Consider the following 19,889-nt stretch of genomic DNA (forward strand, 5'->3'; position numbering starts at 1 on the left):
GTCTTCGGACGCTCCGTCAGCAGGGCCGGGCGTCGGCCAGCGCGGCCCGCATCTTGGCGAGGCCGCGCATCCGGTTGCGCTGCACGGTCCCCCGGTGCGCGCCCAGCCACTCCCCCGCCGCGTCGTGGCTGAGCCCCTCCAGGTCCACCAGGATCACCGCGGCGGCCTCCTTCGGCGACAGCAGGGCGAGCAGGGCCAGCGCCGCACACCGGGCCTCGCAGCGCTCGACTCCCCCGTCCCAGCCGGGCTCGGGCAGCCGCTCGGTGGCCGTCTCCCGGCGGGACGGCCGCTGCCAGGAGTCGCGCAGCAGGTTGAGCGCGGTCGCCGAGGCGTAGGCGTACGGATGCTGCTGGGAGGCCAGGGTGCGCCCCCTGGCCCGGCGGGAGAGCCTCATGTAGGTGTCCTGGAGCAGGTCGTCGGCGTCGTGCGGATTTCCGGTCAGGGTCAGCAGCCGTCGGCGCAGCCGGGGCATGACCTCGGTGAAGACGGCGTCGAACTCGGCCGAGTTCATGCCGTCGAGTGGACGGTCTACGGCGGTGTCGCAGGGCTCGGTGAAGCTCATCGGATGTTCCCCCATGTGCCCGTGGTCCCACTGGTCAGGTGGTACGGGCTGCTGCTGTGTCCGGCGGGGCCTGCTGCTCCGGCCGGTGGTGGGTGGTGCGGTGCGGACGAACTCGGTACGGACGGGGCGCCCCTGTGCGGACGGGGCGGCCCGGTGCGGACCGGCTCAGGCCGGTGCGGTGGCGTGCTGTGTCCCGTCCGGCAGTTCCACGGGGCCGTAGCGGGCGGCCCGCTGCCCGGACAGCAGCGCCCAGTACCGGTCCCCGTAGGACCAGTGCCACCACTCCGTGGGGTAGTTGACGAAACCGGCGGACGTCAGCGCCCGCCGCATGACCTCGCGGTGGGCACGGGCGGTGGCGTCGATGTTCGGCGCGTCCGTGCGGCACGCGTTGCCGCTCTCCTCCGGGGTCGCGTTCACCTCGGTGCCCAGGGCCAGTTCGGTGCCCTCCTCGGTGCACAGGGTCAGGTCGATCGCGCCGCCGCTGACGTGCGGGGCGACCTCGGGCGGCGAGATGTAGGCGCTGGCCAGCTCCCGGATCCGGGCCGGGGACGCCTCGGGGTGCGCGGCCCGCAGGTCCGCCGAGTACCCCTCGAAGTAGACCCGTTGGAGTTCCGGCGGCCGGTACCCCTCGACCACCAGGAACCGCGTCCCCGAGGGGAGCGCGCGCTGTGCCCGCAGAAGCCTGCCGAGGACACCGGACCGGGTCCGGGCGTAGGCGCCGAGGCCGTCGGCCTGCCGGCCGTCGAGCAGCAGCTCCGGTACGTCCCGGAGGTCGACGAGCGGTTCGTCGCAGTCGTCCAGCGGGACGGCCGCCACGCGCGGGTCGGAGAGAGTGATGATGTCGGTCACCCGCCGATGGTCCCGGGCACCTCTGCAAAACCTCTGCAGATGCTCTGCAAGCGTGCTCTGCAAGCGCCCGGCAGGTCCGGCTGCCGCCGACCGGGGCGGCCCGGCTCGCTGCCGGTGAGCAGGACGGACCTCGGTACGGCGGGGCCGGGTGCCGCGTGGGACGTCCGGCCCTGCGCCGTTCAGCCGCGTTCCTCCCACGCCTCCCGGCCACCGAGCGCGCGGAAGGCCGCGTGCGCCTGGCGGCGGGCCTCCTCGGCGGCCGCGCGGTCGCCGTGCGCCGCGTGCACCTCGGCCAGATCGCGCAGGGTGCGGGCGCGCCAGAGCGGCAGGGCGAGCCGTTCCCAGAGGGCGAGCGCCTCCCGCAGCGGGGCTTCCGCGCCGTCCGGGTCTCCCGCCGCGAGGTGCCACTCGCCCCGGGTGCGCAGCACGAGCGCCTGGCCGAAGCGGTCCTGCCGCTCCCGGGCCACCTCCAGGCAGCGGCCCAGCCGTTCCTCCGCCCGGTCCAGCAGTCCTTGCCGCAACTCCACTTTGGCAAGGGCCTGTTCGGTGTACATGAGGCCGAACGAGTCGCCGAGGGAGGTGAAGACGCGCAGCGCCTCGGCGAGCACGCCGGTGGCTTCGGGCAGCGCGCCGCGCGCCCGGTCGCACAGGGCGATCGAGCGCAGGGTGAGCGCCTCGCCCTGGCGGTCGCCGACCCGCCGGAACAGCGCGAGGGACCGGGTCAGCGCCTCCCGGGCCTGGTCGTCGCGCCCCTGCTCGCGGTGGACGTAGCCGATCCCGTAGAGGGTGCGGGCAAGGCCCGCGTCGTCGCCGAGCGCGGCGTACCGCTCCAGGGCGGCGCCGAGCGCTTCGGACGCTTCGCCGAACCGGGCCTGTTCGCGGCGGATGGTGCCGATGCCTACCAGGGCGGTGGCACTGCCCCGCAGCGCGTCGCGCGCGGTGTCGGCCGCCGTTCCCCCCGCGTCGCCCGCGTCACCCACATCACGCACGTCACCCACATCACCCGCATCACCCACGTCGCCTGCGTCGCCCGCGTCACGGGCCGTCGGTGTCTGCTCGTCGAACAGGCGCCGCGCCCGGTCCAGGCAGGCGTACGCCTCCTCGAACCTGTCCTGCTCGTAGCGGAGTTGGCCGAGTCCGACCATGAGCCACGCCTCGCCCTCCCCGTCCCCCTCGCGGCGCACCGCGTCCAGGGCGACGGTGTGGGTCTGCGCCCAGACGTCGAACTGGTTGTACAGGGCGGCGGAACTGGCGATCAGGGCGCCCGCCAGGGCGCGCGCGGCCCGGGTCATGCCCTGGGCCGCGCAGTGGTGAACGGCCGAGACCAGGCAGTTCTGTTCGGCGGCGAACCAGGCGGCGGGCCGGGACAGCAGCCGGTCCTGGACCTCGGGGCCGAGGCGGCACTCCGGGTCGGGCTGCGGCAGCAGCCAGGAGGCACCGCCGGGGCCCTGGACGGCCGCGCGGTCGGAGAGCGTGAGCCAGCAGGCGACCAACCGCTCCACGGCGCCGCCGCGTTCGTCGGCGCTCTCCTCGGCGAGGCAGCGCTCGCGGGCGTGTTCCCTGACGAGGTCGTGGATGCGGTACCGGTTCTCGCCGGTGCCGTCGATGCCGAGCACCTCGATGAGGTGGCAGTCGACGAGCCGCTCGACGGCCTCCTCCGCCTCCTCGGTGCCGATGTCGAGGAGCGGCGCGGCGATCCAGGCGGCGAAGTCGGGCAGATCCATCAGCGCGAGGCGGCGCAGCGCCCGGCGCTCGGGCGGGTCCAGTTCCGCGTAGCCCAGTTCGAGGCTGGTGCGCACCTCCAGGTCGCCGACGCGGAGTTCGTTGAGGCGGCGGCGTTCGTCGAGGAGCCGTCCGACGAGCTGCCCGGGGCTCCAGTGCGGTCGTGCGGCGAGCCGGGCGCCCGCGATCCGCAGGGCGAGCGGGAGCTGACCGCACAGGGCGACGATCTCGGCGAGGTCGTCCGGCTCCGGGCGGGCCCCGGTGCGGCCCGCGACCGTGGTCAGCAGATGCAGTGCCTCGGCGGGGTCGGGCACCGGCAGGTCGAGGCGGACCGCGCCCTCCAGCGCGGTCAGCCGACGTCGGCTGGTGATCAGCACGGCCGAGCCGGGTCCGGGCGGCACCAGGGGCCGCAGCCCGGCCTCGTTGGGGGCGTTGTCCAGGATCAACAGGATGCGGCGGCCCGCGAGTTGGGTGCGGTAGAGGCCGATCAGATCGTCGGTTCCGGAGACGGTCTCGGGGTCGACGCCGAGCGCCCGCAGCAGCCTGGCGAGGGCATCGGCGGTGGTCAGCGGGGTGGTGTCGGAGGCGCGCAGGTCGAGGAAGAGGCGGCCGTCGGGGAAGAGGTGCGCCGCGCGGTGGGCGGCGTGGACGGCGAGCGCGGTCTTGCCCATCCCGGGGCGGCCGGAGATGACCGCGACGGGCGGGGCGGTCCTGCCGGGGTCCCGGGCCTGGTCGAGGAGGGCGGTGACCCAGGCGATCTGAGGGGTGCGGCCCACGAAGTCCGCGACGTCCGGGGGGAGATGGGAGGGTGGACGGGCCGTCGTCCGGTCACCGGCCGTGGACGCGTCGGGGCCCGCGGAGGCCGCCGGGGCAGCCGGGGAGACCGGGGCCGCCGGGGGCGCGGGCGTCGCCGGGGGCGCGGGCGTCGCCGGGGGCGCGGGCGTCGCCGGGGCGGCCGGGGAGGCCGGGTCGGTGGGCAGGGGAGCCTGCGGGCCGGTGGGCGCGCGGCCCGGCACCTGGCCGGGCGTACGGCTGGACGGACGGCTGGAGGTACGGCTGGGCGCACCGCCGGATGTGCCCGGTATGGGGCCGGAGGTGCCGCCGGATGTGCCGGGTATACGGCCGGGTCCGCCGGACGCGGGCGCTTCCGCCGTCCCGGGGTGACCGGCGGCGAGCGCGGGGTCGTTGTGCAGCGCGGCGAGGTGGACCGCGTGCAGTTCGGGTCCCGGGTCGAGGCCGAGGTCGGCGCGGAGTATGTCGCGGCCCTCCTGGTAGACCCGCAGCGCGTCGGGCGCCCGGCCGATCCGGAGCAGTGCGGTCATCAGCTGGGCGCGCGGCCGTTCGCGCAGCGGATGGGCGGCGACATGGGAGAGCAGCGGCGCGACGACCTCGCCGTCGTGCCCCATCTTCAGCCGCAGTGCGAAGAGTTGCTCCTGTGCGACGAGCCGCAGTTCCTTCAGCCGGGCCGCCTCGATCCGGGCGAAGGACTGGGTGACGCCTTCCAGGGCGTCCTGGCCGCGCCACAGGGCGAGGGCCTCGGTGAGCAGGTCCACCGCCTCGGTGTCGCGCCCCGCGTCCGCGGCACGGCGGCCGGCCGACAGCAGCCGCTCGAACCGGCGGGCGTCAACCTGGTCGGGGGTGAGGTCGACGACGTATCCGGGGGCGCGGGTGCGGATCGCGGAGGCGGCACCGGCCGGTGCCAGGGCGCGGCGCGCGGCGGCGACGTGCGAGGCGACCAGCGCGGCCGCGGTCGCGGGGGCGCGTTCCTCCCAGACGAGGTCCACCAGCCGTGCGGTGGACAGGACTTCACCCAGATGCACGACGAGCGCGGACAGCAGCGCCACCGGTCTCGAACCGCCCAGCGGCAGATTCCGGGACCCGTCCTCCCACACCTCGACGGGACCCAGCAGGCGCACTTCGATCATCGTCCCCCGGCAAGCATCGATCCGCGCACATGTCCAGACAACGATATCGGCAGGCCGGGCGGGGTGGTCACAGATTTCGGGCCACTGGCCGGTTCCGGCCCGTGCGCTGGTGAGAGACCCGGGCCAAGCCCCGACAGGAGCGCTCCCAGCTCGATTTCGGCGCCGACGGGTATTGGCTGGTTCCCGTGGCGTGTCCCACCGGACGCGCCCGGCCCACGGCGCGGGCACCGGTCGGGGGCGCGTATGAGCGCATACGCGCTGCGGCGCTCATACGGGACGAGAGCGTGCCCCGTCCGCCCTGTGACAACAAGTCACCGAGCGAGGAGACGACCATGACGAACATCCTCCGCACAGCGGCGCGTTCGCTGCGGCACGCGGTCCCGGCCGGTGCCGTCGCGGCGGCCGCGGCGCTTCCCCTGCTGCTCCCCACACCGGCCCAGGCGACCACGTCGGACGCCCAGTTGTACGTGTGGGCGACCGGTGTGAACGTACGGGAGTGCGCGGGAACCTCCGCGAGCTGCCCGCCGATCAAGTACGCGCAGATCGGCAAGCGGTGGGTGACGGCGTACTGCCAGCGGCAGAGCAGCGAGGTGGTGGACGGCCCCTACCGCAACAACTGGTGGGTGCAGGTGAACGCCGGGGGTCCGATCGGGTGGATCAGCGCGGTGTACGTGCGCGGCGGCGACAACGACCAGCCGGTGCCCGGCCTGTCCACCGATTCCGACTGCCACTGACATCGCCTGTCACTGACATCCGCCTGTCGCTGGCATCCGGCTGTTGCTGACATCCGGCTGTTGCTGACATCCGGCTGTCACTGACACCGGACAGGGGCGGCAGACGACGGTGCCGAAGGACGGCGGCGCGGACGCTCATACGAAGGGCCCGTGGGCGCCGTCTCCCGGACGACGCGTCAGTCACCATCCTTCACCGACACCGAGAGGGGCACCCGCTGTGTCCTCGAAGTTCATGACCCGCCGGTTCTCCTGGCGGGCGCTGTGCACCACCGTGCTCGGCCTCACGGCCGTGCTGGGTCTGATGTCGGCTCCCGCGCAGGCCGACATCTCGACGAGGCCCGTCCACATCTGGGCCAGCCAGGTGCGCGTGCGTGAATGTGCCAGCAGCACCTCCTGCGGACTGGCCACGCAGGAGCGGCTCACCAACGTCACCGTGCAGGCGTTCTGCCAGCGGTGGGGCGACCGCGTCAGCGACGGCTCGTACTACAACCACTACTGGGTCGAGATCATCACGCCGGGCGGCTGGCTGGGCTGGGTGAGCGCCGTGTACGTCAGCGGCGGGTCCAACGACGGACCGGTGCCCAACGTGCCCGTCGAGACCAACACCAGCCCCGTGTACTGCGAGTACCCGTAAGCCGCGAGGTACGGGTCGTCGACCGCACCACAGGAAAGGGAACATCATGAACGTGCAGGACCCGACGTCCGGACACCGGCTGCGCCGGGCGGTCGTCGTCCTCGCCTCCGCCGCCTGTCTGAGCACGGGCGTGGCCGGTGTCGCCGGCGCCGACGCTCCGGCGCGTGACGGCAGCCGGACCGTCTCGACCCGCACTGTCTCGGCGGGCACCGTCTCGGCGGCGGCGGTCGAGCACTACGGCAACATGGCGACCGGCGGCTGCCTCGACGACAGCGAGTACGGCTTCCGGGGCTACCAGTGCAACAACAGCAACTACCAGAACTGGAGCGTGCGGATCTGGCAGGAGGACGGCACCCGCCAGTTCCGTAACGTCTTCACCGGCCGTTGCATGTACGGCGGTGTCGGTGCCGGGGCCAGGCCGGAGACCCGGGCCTGCGACTCGTCCAAGCAGCAGAGCTGGTGGGTGTACGCGCGGGGCGATCAGGTGAGCTTCGAGAACCAGGCCACCGGTCTCTGTCTCGACGACAGCGAGTACGGCCTGCGCATGATGGTCTGCACCCACAACCGCTACCAGACCTGGCGCTGACGACACGCCGGGCGGGCGGTGCCGGAGGGACGAGCGGGTGGTCCCTCCGGCACCGGCAATTTCACGACCCCGTGACCCCATGGCCCCGTGACGCCCATGGCCAGGCGCGCGCGGTGTCAGGCGCGCGCGGTGTCAGGACTTCATCGCCGGGGAGCTGTAGACCGACCCCACGCGGAATCCGTCGAGCCAGGCGGTGAGGCGTTGCGCCTGTTCGTCGAGCAGGCGCTGTTCGGTGGGGGTGACGCGTTCCAGCAGGCGCAGGCTCACCAGACCGGCGGGATCCTGCACCCAGCAGCCCACCACACGGCCGTTGACCCAGGCGGTCGTGCCCGCGTTGCCGCGACGGTCGAACAACTGGTCACGGTGGGGGCCGAGATAGAAGTCGCGGTCGCGCCAGCCCATCACCGTCGCGTCGAGGACGGGCAGCAGCGCCGCCCACGGGCCGGGATCGGTGACCTCGTCGAGGTCGTCGGGCAGCAGCCACCCGGTCGTCCCGCCGTCCAGGGTGACGGGGAGCGCGCCGAGGCCGGCGAGGGCGGCGCGGACGATGGTCCTGGTGGCTCCGAGCCACCACAGGAGGTCGTCCTCGGTGCCGGGGCCGAAGGTGTACAGCCAGCGGCGGACGATCTCCCGGTAGCCGTCCGCGGGGGCGAGGGCGGCGGGCGGGTCGCCCAGCCAGTGGCGCATCAGGGTCCAGCGGGGGCGGGAGGTGTACCAGCCGGCGCCGTTGACACCGCGGACGATGTCCCCGGTGGCGCCCAGTTGGGTCAGTACGCGCGAGGCGGCCCACGGGACGCCGGATGCGGCCGACACCTTCACGTCTATCAGCGGCAGGGCCCGGCGGATCTCCTGGGCCGTACGGCCGTCCGCGGCCGTGGCGAGCAGGTCGACCACCTCGGCGCGGGCGCGGTCGAGCCAGGCGTGGCCGTCGGCCGCGAGACCGGCCTTGACCGTGTCGGCCACGATGCGGGCGCGCTCGGTGGCGGCGACCCGCGCGGACGGCCCGGCCCAGGCGGCGGGGAGCAGGTCGCGGGGGAAGACGAACAGGGTACGGCGCATGGCGAGCTGTTTGACCAGGCCGCGGTCGGTGTGGAGGGCGTGGTCCACGTCGGCGGTCGTCAGCGCGGTCGTGCGGGCGTGGCAGGAGAGGTGGACCGTGGCCGGTTCGGTGGCGTGCAGGACGGTCATCGCCTCGGTGACGGCCCGGGGAGAACCGGCACGGAACGCCGGGGCCAGCGCGTGCCGGACGGCGAGCCGGGCGCGCCGTTCCCTGTCGGTGACGTGACGCACGGGCGGACCGGCGCTCTCCGGTGCGGTGCGCGGGGAAGTTTTCGCCATGGGATCCATCGTCCTCGATATCGAGGTCAGTTCCTGTCCTCAATTACGGCGAAGACCTCTGTTCCTGCTCCTGCTCCTGCTCCTGCTCCTGCGGACGTTCCCGCTGCGCGAGAGCCGCGCCGGGGCGGTCTCCGGGCAGGGGCGGTGCGGTCTCGGCTCGTACGGCGGGCGTCAGCTCTGCCGGTCGGCGGAGGCGGGGCTGCCGGTGGGCGGGGACGCCTCTTCGGTGGCGGCCCAGGCGGCAAGGAGCTGGAGCCGGTCGTGGTCGGGGGTGCCGGGCGCGACGCTGAGGGCGGTGAGGGAGAGACCGGGCTGGGCGGGCAGCTCCATGGAGTCGAAGTCGAGGGTGATGTCACCGACGACGGGATGGCGAAAGGCTTTGCGGCCGGTGTAGTGCAGGCGCACATTGTGCTTGGCCCAGGCGGTGCGGAAGGCGTCACTGCGGGTGACCAGCTCGCCGATCAGGCCGGTCAGCTCGGTGTCACCGGGGGCCCGGCCTGCTTCGGTGCGCAGCAGGGCGACGGTCGTGTTCACCGCTTCCTCCCGGTGGGGGAAGAAGTCGCCTCCGGCCGGGTCGAGGAACTGGAAGCGGGCGATGTTGACCGGCTGCCCGCCGCCGCTGGTGTACAGCGGGCTGTACAGGGCGCGGCAGAGAGGGTTGGCCGCGAGGATGTCCAGGCGGCCGTTGCTGATGAAGGCAGGGCAGTCACTCATGGAGTTCAGGACGCGCAGCACGCTGTCCGGCAGCGGTCCGCGCGGGCGCCTGGCACGGCGGGCGGGGCGTCTGGCGGCGGCGCGGGCCAGGTCGTAGAGGTGGGCGCGCTCGGCCTCGTCGAGTTGGAGGGCGCCCGCGACGGCGTCGAGAACCTCCTCGGACGCGCCGGCGAGGCGGCCGCGCTCAAGGCGGACGTAGTAGTCGATGCTGACGCCGGCGAGGAGGGCGACTTCCTCGCGGCGGAGGCCGGGCACGCGCCGGTTGCCGCCGTAGGCGGGCAGTCCCGCCTGCTGCGGGCTGATCTTGGCGCGGCGGGAGGCCAGGAACTCGCGAATGTCACTCTCGGTACTCACCTCTCCAGGCTAGGACGGCTTCGCCGTGCGCGGGGGGTTCTGTCAGTACCCGTAACGGCAGGCCCTTCTCCAGCTCCGTGACCTGCTGTTTCCTCGATATTGGCACCGGCTGGGGGCCGGATCGGGCCCCGGGAGCGGTTGCCGCCCGGGACCCCGCACGACCCACTGGAAGAACAAGGAACCAAGGAACAAGGGACAAGGAACCAAGGAACATGGAATCAAGGAACATGGAACCCACCGCTTTCCCCAACGGCTCGCTCACCATGGCGGGCAACCTCTACCTGCCCGAAGGCTCCGCCCCCGGCACCCGGCACGCGGCGGTCGTCGTCGTCCACCCCGGCGGCGGCGTCAAGGAGCAGGCCGCCGGTCTGTACGCCGCCAGGCTGGCCGAGCAGGGCTTCGTGGCCCTCGCCTTCGACGCCTCCTTCCAGGGCGACAGCGGCGGCGAGCCGCACCACCTGGAGGACCCCTACGCCCGCGTCGAGGACGTCCGCGCGGCGGTCGACCACCTCCAGACGCTCCCCTTCGTCGACCCGGAGCGCATCGGTGCCCTCGGTATCTGCGCCGGTGGCGGCTATGCCGTCAACGCCGCGATGACCGACCACCGGATCAAGGCGCTCACCACCGCCAGCGCCGTCAACATCGGCACCAGCTTCCGCCGCGGCTGGTACGGCACCGACTCCGACGCCGCCGCCGTACCCACCCTGAAGGCCCTCGCCGGACAGCGCACCGCCGAGGCCGCCCAGGGGGCCGAGCCCGCGTACCTGCCCTACGTCCCCGCCGAACCGGACGACAGCACCCCCCGCGACCTGGTCGAGGCGGCCGACTACTACCTCACTCCGCGCGCCCAGCACCCCAACGCCGCGAACAAGTTCCTCTTCACCAAGAGCGTCTCGCGGATCTTCACCTTCGACGCCTTCCACCTGGTCGAGGACCTGCTCGTGCAGCCGGTCCTGATCGTCGCGGGCAGCGAGGCGGGTTCGCTGTGGATGTCCACCGAACTGCACGGCCGCGCCCGCGGGCCCAAGCGGCTCCTGGTCGTCGAGGGCGGCACGCACATGGACTTCTACGACGTCCCCGAGTACGTCGACCGCGCCATCGCCGAGGCCGTGCCGTTCTTCACCGGGCACCTCGCGGCCGAGCCCGCGGACCAGGGCTGAACAGCCTGAACAACCTGCACGGACCGAAACGGCCGCACCGCACCGGCCCTGCACAGAGCGGCCGTCCGGCACTGCTTCGGTCCCCCTCCACTCACCACCAAGGAATTCCACCCATGGCCGACACCATCGAGCATGTGGCCGTCAAGGCCCTCGCCTGGGACATCGCCGCCGACCTCCACCTCCCCCCGGAGTTCGACGCGACCCGGCACTATCCCGCGATCGTCAGCGTCCACCCCATCGGCTCGTGCAAGGAACAGACATCCGGCAACGTCTACGCGAGGGCGCTGGCCGCCGAAGGGCTCGTCGTCATCGCCTTCGACGCCAGCTTCCAGGGCGCGAGCGGCGGGACCCCGCGCTCGGTCGAGGATCCGTACGTCCGGGTCCAGGACATCAGCCATGTCATCGACCACCTGGTGACGCTGCCGTACGTCGATGCCGACCGCATCGGTGTGATCGGTGTCTGCGGGGGCGGCGCCTACGCCGTCAACGCCACCATGACCGACCGCCGGATCAAGGCAGTCGGAAGCGTCACCGGCGTGAACTTCGGACGGCTCATGCACGAGGCGTTCACCGGCTACGACCCCATCGCCGCCCTCGACGCCATCGCCGAGCAGCGCACGGCGGAGGCCCGCGGAGCCGAGCCCCGGGTGAACCAGTACCTCCCGGACTCTCCCGAGGCGGCCGAGGCACAGGGCCTCACCGAACTCGACCTGGTCGAGGCCACCGACTACTACCGCACCGACCGCGGGCAGGCACCCGGCGGCCGTACCGAGGCACTGTTCTCCCGGCAGGCCACGGCGGTGGGCTGGGACGCCTTCCACCGCGCCGAAATCCTCCTCACGCGTCCGCTGTGCGTCGTCGTCGGGGACAGGCCCGGGGCGTTCGGCGCGTACCGGGACGGCCTGGAGATCTACCGCCGCGCGGCATCGAAGGACAAGGAACTCGTCGTCGCGGAAGGCTTCTCCCACTACGACCTCTACGACCGGCCCGAGGCGGTCGGGATCGCGCTGGAGCGGCTGATCCCCTTCTACCGCAAGTACCTCCAGGAGGACCCCCGCACCCACGCCTGACACCGGCACCACCGGCACCACCGGCACACCCTCGTGCCACCCAAGCCCCCCCCCCGGCGCCACGGCCGGACGGTCGCCCGTCGGCCGTGGTCCACGTCCTCCGACAGCGGGCGGGGGATGATAAGTTGCATGCACTGGCCCGTGACGCCGCCCGAGGAGGTGAGACCCATGAACGCTGTATCGATGTGGGTGCTCCCCCTGTCCCGTCACGGTCGGCGGCTGACCTAGGTGTCGCCGGGAGCGCCTGGCCAACAAGGCACTCCCGAAGGGCAACACCTATGCAACCCAAGCATTCTTCGCAGACCGCCGTCGACCTGTCGCCGGATGGCGCGTTCGATGTGATCATCGCCGGGTGCGGACCGACCGGCGCGATGCTGGCCGCCGAACTGCGGCTGCACGACGTGCGGGTGCTCGTCCTGGAGAAGGAGACCGAGCCCACGTCGTTCGTCCGCGTGGTCGGTCTGCACATCCGCAGTATCGAACTGATGGCCATGCGCGGACTGCTGGACCGCATCCTGCCGCACGGAAGGCAGCGTCCTGCGGGCGGCTTCTTCGCCTCCATCGACAAACCCGCGCCCAAGGACCTGGATTCCGCGCACGCCTATCTGCTGGGCATCCCGCAACCGGTCGTCGTGGACCTCCTTGAGCAACACGCGATCGGGCTGGGCGCACAGGTCCGGCGCGGCTGCGCGGTGGCCGGAGTCACGCAGGACGACGAGGGCGTGACCGTCGAACTGGCCGACGGCGAACAGCTGCGCTCACGCTGGCTCGTCGGCTGCGACGGCGGCCGCAGCACGGTGCGCAAACTCCTCGGCGTCGGCTTCCCCGGTGAGCCCTCGCGCACCGAGACGCTGATGGGCGAGATGGAGGTGGGGGTACCGCAGGAGCAGATCGCCGCCAAGGTGACCGAGATCTCCCGGACCGAGAAGTCCTTCAGTCTCCGGCCCTTCGGCGGAGGGGCCTATCGCGTCGTGGTGCCCGCCGCGGGCGTCAGCGACCGCGCGGAACCGCCCACCCTCGATGACTTCAGGCAGCAGCTGCGCGCCGTCGCCGGAACCGATTTCGGCGTGCACTCCCCGCGCTGGCTGTCCCGCTTCGGGGACGCCACCCGGCTCGCCGAACGCTATCGGGTCGGGCGGGTGCTGCTGGCCGGCGACGCGGCACACATCCATCCGCCCGTGGGCGGGCAGGGCCTCAACCTCGGCGTCCAGGACGCCTTCAACCTCGGCTGGAAACTGGCCGCACACGTGCGCGGCTGGGCACCGGAAACACTGCTGGACACCTATCAGGCCGAACGCCGTCCGGTCGCCGAGGAGGTGCTCGACAACACCCGCGCCCAGATGGAACTGCGCTCCACCGAACCGGGTCCGCAGGCCGTGCGCAGGCTGCTCACCGAACTGATGGACCTCGACGAGGTGAACCGCCGTCTGATCGAGAAGATCACCGGCATCGGCATCCGCTACGACTTCGGCGAAGGCCCGGAACTCCTCGGCCGCCGCCTGCGCGACATCGACGTACGGCAGGGCAGCCTCTACGGTCTGCTGCACCGCGGCCGCGGCCTGCTGCTGGACCGCACCACGCGCCTGACGACCGGCAGTTGGTCGGACCGGGTGGACCACCTCGCTGACCCCACCGCGGCGCTGGACGCTCCGTGCGTCCTGCTGCGCCCCGACGGCCATGTGGCCTGGATCGGCGACGACCAGCGGGACCTGGACACCCACCTCGCCCGCTGGTTCGGCAACCCCGCTGCCTGAACCCCTGATGCCCCCGCCCGGACCCGAAAGGTCCGGGCGGAGCGGCACACCGACCCGAATATCGTCCGCCCTGCCCACCCGGCAGAGCGCCACGCGAAGAAGGCGGAACCACGTGAACGACCACGACATCCTCCAGGAGCCTCCCGAGCACCTGCGCTTCGCGGCCTACCTCGTCGAGTTGCGGCAGGTCGCCGACGCGGACGAGATCAGCCTGGTCAGCCGCGTCCTCACCGACCCGGATCGGACGATGGCCCGATCCGCCGTGCTGCGGCACCTGGACGACCGGGCCGAAGTCCTCCACCTCCGCTCCGCCTACGAAGCGTGGGCCGAGGCGCTGACCCGGGCCGTGTCCGGCCACCCCCTGCTGACCCGGCGGCTGCGGGAGTGGTCGCTCTTCCGCGCCGTCGTGCTGGAACTGCCCTGGCACCCCGACGCTCTCCTCGCGGCCTCCGACTGGCTCCAGCTCAGGACCGCCGCCGGACCAGGCTCGCGCGCCGCCGAGATCCTCGCCGTGGGTGGCCGCACCAGGCGGATCCGCAACACCGCCGCGGCCACCCTCAAGCAGCAGAGCCGGGCCTGAACAATTCAGTCCCGCATCAGCCCCGCACCAGTACCGCACCTCTGGCTCCGTACAACGTCTCGCACAGCGGTGCGGTACACATTTCGGCACTAAGAGACAACAAATACCGTACTTGTCGGTGTCCCGCCCCCGCGACAAACTCCGTTTGTGCCTGAAAATTCTCCTGGTCTCTCGCGACGCATCAGTTCCTGGTCGAGTGGGCTGCGCTGGTCGGACGTGCCCGAAGCCGTACGGGGCAGGGCGGTCGACGCGCTGCGGGACGTGGTGGCCGTCATGTTCGGCGGAGCGGCGACGACGGCCGCCCGACACGCCTCGGCCTACGCCCATACCGCTCCCGGCGACTCCCCCTTGGCCGGAGGCGGATTCGCCGATCCGGCCAGGGCGGCCTTCGCCAACGCCACCGCGGCGACGGCGCTGGACTTCGAGGACGGCCACTACCTCGGTGGCGGCATCCATCCCGGCTCGGTCGTGGTCGCCGCGGGGCTCGCGGCCGCGCCGCCCGGCACGACGGTCGGCGACTTCCTGACCGCCCAGGTCGCGGGGTACGAGGTGGGGCTGCGCGCGGGGGCTCTGCTCTGGCCGCGGCACGCCGACGACTGGTACCACTGCACCGGCACCGCCGGAACCCTGGGCGCCGCCGCGGCCGTGGCCCGGCTGTACGGACTGGACGCCGACGCGACCGCGCGGGCGGTCACCCTGGCGTGGCAGCACGCGCCGATGGCGACATTCGTCCTGCCGATGGCGAAGGAGTCCATCGGCTGGGGCGCGCTCACCGGTGTGACGGCGGCCGATCTGGCCCGCGGTGGATTCCTCGGCCTTTCGGAGGGCTGTCCCCCGCCCGCGTTGCCGGGTTTCGCCGCGACCCCTTTCGATGTTCCCGGAGCCGAGGACAACGACCTGGTCATGAGTTTCGGTGAGACCTTCGAGAGCGGGCGCACCTATTTCAAGAAGTACGCGTGCTGCCGCTACATCCACGCGGCCGCCCACGGTCTCGCATCACTGCTGCGGGAACTGGGGGCGGTCGCGGCGGAGATCGAGGAGATCGAGGTGCGGACACACCACGGTGCCCTCTTCCTCGACGAGATCTCGCCGCGCACACTCGAACAGGCGCAATACAGCTTTCCGCATGTGCTCGCCGCGGTGGCGCTCGACGGTGCCGCGGGGGCCCGGCAGATCGACGAAGAACATCTGGGCGATCCCCGTCGCGACGCGCTCGCCGCCCGGGTGCGGCTCGTCCACGCGCCCGAGCTCGACAGTGCTCCTCCCTCCTCCTATCCCTCACATGTGCGCGTACGGACCGTCGACGGCCGGGAGGCCGAAAGGCTCTGCACCGAGGCGCCCGGCGATCCCGGACTCCCCCTGTCGGACGATGAGTTGCGGCACAAGTGGCTGGATGTCATGACGCTCGCGGTGCCCGGTGAGGTGACCGAGAGCGTGCTCGACGGGCTCGGGGACCCCGAGCGGATCCTGTCCGATGTGCTGTCACCGGCATGGAAGGCGGTGCCCCCGCCGGAGCCGGCCACTGCTCCCGGCGCGTCGACGCGGATTCGGTGACGCATCTCACAGAACCCTTGTGCAGAGAAGGCGACTTGACCGATCGCGACATCAGGGGTGCCGCGGGTAAGCAATGAACCCGCAACATGCTACTGGCATGGACCTGCTCACTATCAGTCCTGTCCCCAGTCGCCGGGGCCCGGACGCCGGGTCCCGAGGCCGCCGCCGGGAGGCCCCGGGCCTTACGTTCCCGACACATCAGCGCAGTTGACAGGCGTTGCGCAGCTCTGTGTATCTTCCAAACAAGCTGACGCTTTGGAGGATGCGATGCCTGCCGAATCAGAGGCCAGGTGCGTCACAACCATCGTTCGCGCCCGCTCGCGACCCGCTTCATCGAAACGGAGGCCGTCCTGCCGCCCCGGAAGGTTCTGAGCCATGGGCGAGCCGACCACAACCGCGCCGACCATGATCGCACCGACCACAACCGCTGTGACGGACCCGCGCGGTGCGGAATCCGGCCGTGAGCCGCTCCCTCCGCTGACGCCCGTCACCCATGTGCCGATCAGTGCCCTGACAACCGGGGAATCGCCCCGGTCGAACGGCACCGACATCGAAAGATGCCGCGAACTCGCCGAGACCGAAGGTGAGTTGCCCGCCATAGTGGTCCACCGCGAGACGATGCGCGTGGTGGACGGGGCACACCGGCTGCGTGCCGCCGAACTGCGCGGCGACGAGCTCATCGCGGTGCGATTCTTCGACGGACCCGCACGCGACGCGTATGTGCTGTCCGTCGAGGCGAACACACGGCACGGCACACCCCTGTCGAGAGCTGAGCGCACGGCCGCCGCGACCCGCATCATCGGTTCCCACCCCCAGTGGTCCGACCGGGCGATCGCGCAGGTGGCGGGGTTGTCCGCGCATACGGTCGCCGCGCTGCGGCAGCGTTCGAGGGAGCGGACCGCTCAGTCGAACAGCAGGATCGGGCGGGACGGACGCGTACGACCGGTCAGCAGTGCCGAAAGCCGCAGACTGGCGGGCAAGTTGATGCGCAGCGATCCCAAGGCGTCGCTGCGCCAGATCGCCGACCGCGTCGGCCTCTCGCCCGCCACCGTGCTCGATGTGCGCCGCCGGCTCGACCGGGGCGACGACCCCGTGCCGACGGGCCGCCGCACCCGGGCGGCCGGACCGGCGAGGCCGCCGGTCCGCGAGGAACGGGATGCCCGGGACAGCCTCGACGCGCTGCTGCACAACCTGGCCAAGGACCCGGCGCTCCGCTTCACCGACGCCGGGCGGCTGCTCCTGCGCCGACTGCACCGGCAGGCGGTGAGCACGGAGGAGCAGGCCAGTCTCCTCGACGACGTGCCCGCGCACTGCGCGGTCCCGGTCGCCGTGTTCGTACGCCGCTGCGCCGAACGCTGGCTGGAAGTGGCGGAGGAATTGGAACGACGCAGGTGTCAGCCGGCCTGAGGCCCGGAATTCCGGCCGGTCGCGTTCTCCTTTCCGACCACTCCGACAGCGACACCGGCACCATCGACATCAACGTCGAATTCGACTTCGACTTCGTTTTGGTGCTTGCACAGAACAGAAACACTTTTATGTCCGCCACCGTTCCATGACGGTCGGCGACGGCCCATGACGTGCGGCTCGGCAGATGCTTCGGAGCACCTGCCGAGCCGCACGTCTTCGTGTGCCCGAGAACATCCCCCACCTGTAACGCGATGGTCTTCCGGCTGTTGCGCGCAGGCCATTCTCCGCGCGCGGCGCGCTGTGCGTTCACCCCTGCGCCCTTCCCTTCTGTTGAACCTCGGCACGCCTCGTTAGCATCGCTTCCCGGGCCACGCCGAGGAGCGTCGGCCAACTCCCCTTTCTCACCTGTCCGGCAGGCATTCCGTGCGCCTGCCGGAATTTCTCCCACCGGCACGTCCAGCCTTTCGACGAGAGGAATTCCATGACCATTTCCAGTGACCCGGCGGCCTTCGACGAGGCCGGGCCCGGCCTCGATCCCACCCAGGCGTGGGGCTTCGAGACCCGGCAGATCCACGCGGGCCACTCACCCGACCCGGCGAGCGCCGCCAGGGCCCTGCCGATCTACCAGACCACTTCCTACGCCTTCGAGAGCACCGAGCACGCCCGCGCGCTGTTCTCCCTGGAGGACACCGGCAACGTCTACGGCCGGATCATGAATCCGACCCAGGACGCCATCGAGCAGCGGATCGCGGCCCTGGAGGGCGGTGTCGCGGCCCTGCTGCTCTCCTCCGGGCAGGCGGCGGTGGCCACGTCGATCCTGAACCTGGCCGCCGCGGGCGACCACATCGTGACCAGCCCCCGGCTCTACGGCGGCAGTTACACCCTCTTCCGGCACACCCTGGCCCGCTACGGCATCACGGTGTCCTTCGTCGAGGACCCGGACGACCCCGACCAGTGGCGGGCCGCCGTCCGGCCCGAGACCAAGGCGTTCTTCGGGGAGAGCATCTCCAATCCCCGCAACGACGTGTTCGACATCGAGGGGGTCGCCGCGGTGGCCCACGAGCACGGCGTGCCGCTCGTCATCGACAACACGGTGGCCACGCCCTACCTCGTCCGGCCGCTGCTGCACGGCGCCGACATCGTGGTGCACTCGGCCACGAAGTACCTCGGCGGGCACGGCACCACCATCGCCGGTGTGCTGGTGGACGGCGGGACCTTCGACTGGTTCTCCGGGCGCTTCGCCAACTTCACCGACCCGGACCCCAGTTACCACGGTCTGGTCTACGCCGAGCTGGGCCCGCCCGCGTACGCGGTCAAGGCCCGGGTCTCGCTGCTGCGCGATCTCGGCCCGGCCATCTCGCCGTTCAGCGCCTTCCTCCTCGGCCAGGGCATCGAGACCCTGAGCCTGCGGGTGGAGCGCCATGTGCAGAACGCCACGGCGGTCGCCGAGTTCCTGGAGGCGCGGCCCGAGGTGTCCTCGGTGGCCTATGCCGGGCTGCCGTCCTCCCCCTGGTTCGAGCGCGGCCGGAAGCTCGCGCCCCGGGGCACGGGCGCCGTCGTCAGCTTCGAGCTGGCGGACGGGGAGAAGGCGGCCACCGCCTTCATCGACGCGCTGACCCTGCACAGCCATGTGGCCAACATCGGGGACGTGCGCTCCCTGGTGCTGCACCCGGCGACCACCAGTCACGCGCAGCTCAGCACGGAGGAGCGGCTCACGGCGGGCGTCACGCCCGCGACCGTGCGGCTGTCGGTCGGCATCGAGTCGATCGACGACCTCCTCGCGGATCTGCGCGCCGGCTTCGCCGCGGTGGCGCGGTGACGGTCGGTGTGCTGCGGTCGGTGCCCCGGGCGGCCTTCCCGCCGCCCGACGGCCGGCCGTGCCTCGTCGAGGTGGGGCCGCTGGCCCTGGAGTCCGGGGCGGTACTGCCCGGGGTGCGGCTCGCCGTGCAGTGCTGGGGCCGTCCCTCCGCCCTGCGGGACAACGTCGTCCTGGTGCTGCACGCGCTGACCGGCGACGCGCACGTGGCCGGGCCCCCCGGGCCCGGCCGGCCCACCCCCGGCTGGTGGGACGGCGTCATCGGGGAGGGCCGCGCGGTGGACACCGGGCGCTGGTGCGTCCTCGCGGCCAATGTGCTCGGCGGCTGCCGCGGCAGTACGGGACCCGCGTCGCCGCACCCCTCGGGCGGAGCGTGGGGTGGCCGGTTCCCGGAGGTGAGCATCCGCGACCAGGTCGCCGCCGAGGCCGCGCTGGCCGACGCGCTCGGCATCGGCCGGTTCGCCGCCGTGGCCGGTGGGTCGATGGGCGGGGCGCGGGCGCTGGAGTGGGCGGTCGGCCACCCGGAGCGGGTCGGTGCGGCGCTGGTCCTCGCCGTGGGCGCGCGGGCGACCGCCGACCAGATCGGCACCCAGAGCACCCAGATCGAGGCCATCACCCGCGATCCGCACTGGCAGGGCGGGGACTACCACGGCAGCGGACGGCTGCCGACCGGCGGCCTCGCCCTGGCCCGGCGCATCGCCCATCTCACGTACCGCACCGAACTCGACCTCGACGCGCGGTTCGCGAACCGCCCGCAGGAGGCGGGCCGTCCGCTGCCCGCCGTGGAGAGCTATCTGCGCCATCAGGCGCGCAAACTCGTCGACCGCTTCGACCCGGGCAGCTATGTGGCGCTCACCCGCGCGCTCAACGGCCACGACGTGGGCCGGGACCGGGGCGGGGTGGACGCCGCGCTCACCGGCTGTCCGGTGCCGGTGGTCGTCGCCGGGATCGACAGCGACCGCCTGTACCCGCTGCGGCTGCAACGCGAGCTGGCCGAGAAGCTGCCCGGCTGCACCGGCCTGGAGGTCATCAGCTCCCGCCAGGGGCACGACGGGTTCCTGACCGAGACCGCGGCCGTCGCCGACCTCCTGACCACCACCCTGCGGCGCGCCTCCGGCTGAGGCGCGCCG

The 19,889-nt window shown here is 72.4% G+C and carries 16 protein-coding genes; 11 read left to right on the plus strand and 5 right to left on the minus strand.

From position 1 onward, the window contains the following. Positions 1–16: 16 nt before the first annotated feature. From ACWDYF_RS11075 to ACWDYF_RS11085, 3 genes are all read right to left on the minus strand, one after another. The gene (locus tag ACWDYF_RS11075; RefSeq protein WP_018565736.1) at positions 17–562 is read right to left on the minus strand and encodes an RNA polymerase sigma factor; all 546 of its coding nucleotides are present in this window, start codon (positions 560–562) and stop codon (positions 17–19) included. Between the two features lie 165 nt (positions 563–727). Continuing rightward, complete coding sequence (locus ACWDYF_RS11080; protein ID WP_381736494.1) at positions 728–1,411, minus strand: M15 family metallopeptidase; 684 nt, start codon at positions 1,409–1,411, stop codon at positions 728–730. Positions 1,412–1,590: 179 nt separating this feature from the next. Further along, entirely contained in the window at positions 1,591–5,058 is a 3,468-nt protein-coding gene (locus ACWDYF_RS11085; RefSeq protein WP_389467875.1) for an AfsR/SARP family transcriptional regulator, read from the minus strand. A gap of 332 nt (positions 5,059–5,390) precedes the next feature. On the opposite strand from ACWDYF_RS11085, the gene ACWDYF_RS11090 reads away from it, so the two are divergent. The 3 genes from ACWDYF_RS11090 (at position 5,391) to ACWDYF_RS11100 (ending at position 7,012) form a co-directional block, all read left to right on the plus strand. Beyond that, complete coding sequence (locus ACWDYF_RS11090) at positions 5,391–5,792, plus strand: SH3 domain-containing protein (protein ID WP_381736496.1); 402 nt, start codon at positions 5,391–5,393, stop codon at positions 5,790–5,792. 217 nt (positions 5,793–6,009) lie between these two features. Next, on the plus strand, positions 6,010–6,426 hold the full coding sequence (locus ACWDYF_RS11095; RefSeq protein WP_389467879.1) for a hypothetical protein: 417 nt from the start codon (positions 6,010–6,012) through the stop codon (positions 6,424–6,426). 46 nt (positions 6,427–6,472) lie between these two features. Continuing rightward, positions 6,473–7,012, plus strand: a complete 540-nt coding sequence (locus ACWDYF_RS11100; RefSeq protein ID WP_381736498.1) for an RICIN domain-containing protein — start codon at positions 6,473–6,475, stop codon at positions 7,010–7,012. A gap of 132 nt (positions 7,013–7,144) precedes the next feature. Here the strand turns inward: ACWDYF_RS11100 and ACWDYF_RS11105 are convergent, their stop codons facing one another. Together ACWDYF_RS11105 and ACWDYF_RS11110 are read right to left on the minus strand one after the other, a co-directional pair. Then, on the minus strand, positions 7,145–8,350 hold the full coding sequence (locus ACWDYF_RS11105) for a winged helix DNA-binding domain-containing protein (RefSeq protein WP_389467882.1): 1,206 nt from the start codon (positions 8,348–8,350) through the stop codon (positions 7,145–7,147). Positions 8,351–8,521: 171 nt separating this feature from the next. Then, the gene (locus ACWDYF_RS11110) at positions 8,522–9,418 is read right to left on the minus strand and encodes a helix-turn-helix transcriptional regulator (RefSeq protein WP_381736500.1); all 897 of its coding nucleotides are present in this window, start codon (positions 9,416–9,418) and stop codon (positions 8,522–8,524) included. A gap of 227 nt (positions 9,419–9,645) precedes the next feature. Here ACWDYF_RS11110 and ACWDYF_RS11115 point away from each other — a divergent pair, with 227 nt between their 5' ends. The 8 genes from ACWDYF_RS11115 (at position 9,646) to metX (ending at position 19,880) form a co-directional block, all read left to right on the plus strand. Continuing rightward, entirely contained in the window at positions 9,646–10,578 is a 933-nt protein-coding gene (locus ACWDYF_RS11115) for an alpha/beta hydrolase (protein WP_389467885.1), read from the plus strand. A 113-nt stretch (positions 10,579–10,691) separates the two neighbouring features. Beyond that, positions 10,692–11,648: an alpha/beta hydrolase gene (locus ACWDYF_RS11120; RefSeq protein ID WP_389467888.1), complete on the plus strand. Its 957-nt coding sequence runs from the start codon at positions 10,692–10,694 to the stop codon at positions 11,646–11,648. A 278-nt stretch (positions 11,649–11,926) separates the two neighbouring features. Continuing rightward, the gene (gene rox, locus ACWDYF_RS11125; RefSeq protein ID WP_389467890.1) at positions 11,927–13,402 is read left to right on the plus strand and encodes a rifampin monooxygenase; all 1,476 of its coding nucleotides are present in this window, start codon (positions 11,927–11,929) and stop codon (positions 13,400–13,402) included. Between the two features lie 112 nt (positions 13,403–13,514). Next, positions 13,515–13,982, plus strand: coding sequence for a hypothetical protein (locus ACWDYF_RS11130; RefSeq protein WP_389467893.1), 468 nt, complete (start codon positions 13,515–13,517; stop codon positions 13,980–13,982). 147 nt (positions 13,983–14,129) lie between these two features. Then, positions 14,130–15,536: an MmgE/PrpD family protein gene (locus ACWDYF_RS11135; RefSeq protein WP_389467896.1), complete on the plus strand. Its 1,407-nt coding sequence runs from the start codon at positions 14,130–14,132 to the stop codon at positions 15,534–15,536. A gap of 375 nt (positions 15,537–15,911) precedes the next feature. Further along, positions 15,912–16,943 (plus strand): ParB/RepB/Spo0J family partition protein, encoded by a 1,032-nt coding sequence (locus tag ACWDYF_RS11140; protein ID WP_389467899.1) that lies wholly within the window; start codon positions 15,912–15,914, stop codon positions 16,941–16,943. A gap of 481 nt (positions 16,944–17,424) precedes the next feature. Continuing rightward, positions 17,425–18,762: a bifunctional o-acetylhomoserine/o-acetylserine sulfhydrylase gene (locus ACWDYF_RS11145; protein WP_389474769.1), complete on the plus strand. Its 1,338-nt coding sequence runs from the start codon at positions 17,425–17,427 to the stop codon at positions 18,760–18,762. Beyond that, positions 18,759–19,880, plus strand: a complete 1,122-nt coding sequence (metX, locus tag ACWDYF_RS11150) for a homoserine O-acetyltransferase MetX (RefSeq protein WP_389474767.1) — start codon at positions 18,759–18,761, stop codon at positions 19,878–19,880. Before ACWDYF_RS11145 ends, metX begins: the two co-directional genes overlap by 4 nt. Positions 19,881–19,889: the final 9 nt, after the last annotated feature.

The organism is Streptomyces sp. NPDC003284 (assembly GCF_053589675.1).

Coding starts and splice junctions, on each gene's coding strand:
- ACWDYF_RS11075 (WP_018565736.1), bottom strand. CDS start 562: ATGAGCTTCACCGAGCCCTGCGACACCGCCGTAGACCGTCCACTCGAC.
- ACWDYF_RS11085 (WP_389467875.1), bottom strand. CDS start 5,058: ATGATCGAAGTGCGCCTGCTGGGTCCCGTCGAGGTGTGGGAGGACGGG.
- ACWDYF_RS11090 (WP_381736496.1), top strand. CDS start 5,391: ATGACGAACATCCTCCGCACAGCGGCGCGTTCGCTGCGGCACGCGGTC.
- ACWDYF_RS11100 (WP_381736498.1), top strand. CDS start 6,473: ATGAACGTGCAGGACCCGACGTCCGGACACCGGCTGCGCCGGGCGGTC.
- ACWDYF_RS11105 (WP_389467882.1), bottom strand. CDS start 8,350: ATGGCGAAAACTTCCCCGCGCACCGCACCGGAGAGCGCCGGTCCGCCC.
- ACWDYF_RS11115 (WP_389467885.1), top strand. CDS start 9,646: ATGGAACCCACCGCTTTCCCCAACGGCTCGCTCACCATGGCGGGCAAC.
- ACWDYF_RS11120 (WP_389467888.1), top strand. CDS start 10,692: ATGGCCGACACCATCGAGCATGTGGCCGTCAAGGCCCTCGCCTGGGAC.
- rox (WP_389467890.1), top strand. CDS start 11,927: ATGCAACCCAAGCATTCTTCGCAGACCGCCGTCGACCTGTCGCCGGAT.
- ACWDYF_RS11140 (WP_389467899.1), top strand. CDS start 15,912: ATGGGCGAGCCGACCACAACCGCGCCGACCATGATCGCACCGACCACA.
- ACWDYF_RS11145 (WP_389474769.1), top strand. CDS start 17,425: ATGACCATTTCCAGTGACCCGGCGGCCTTCGACGAGGCCGGGCCCGGC.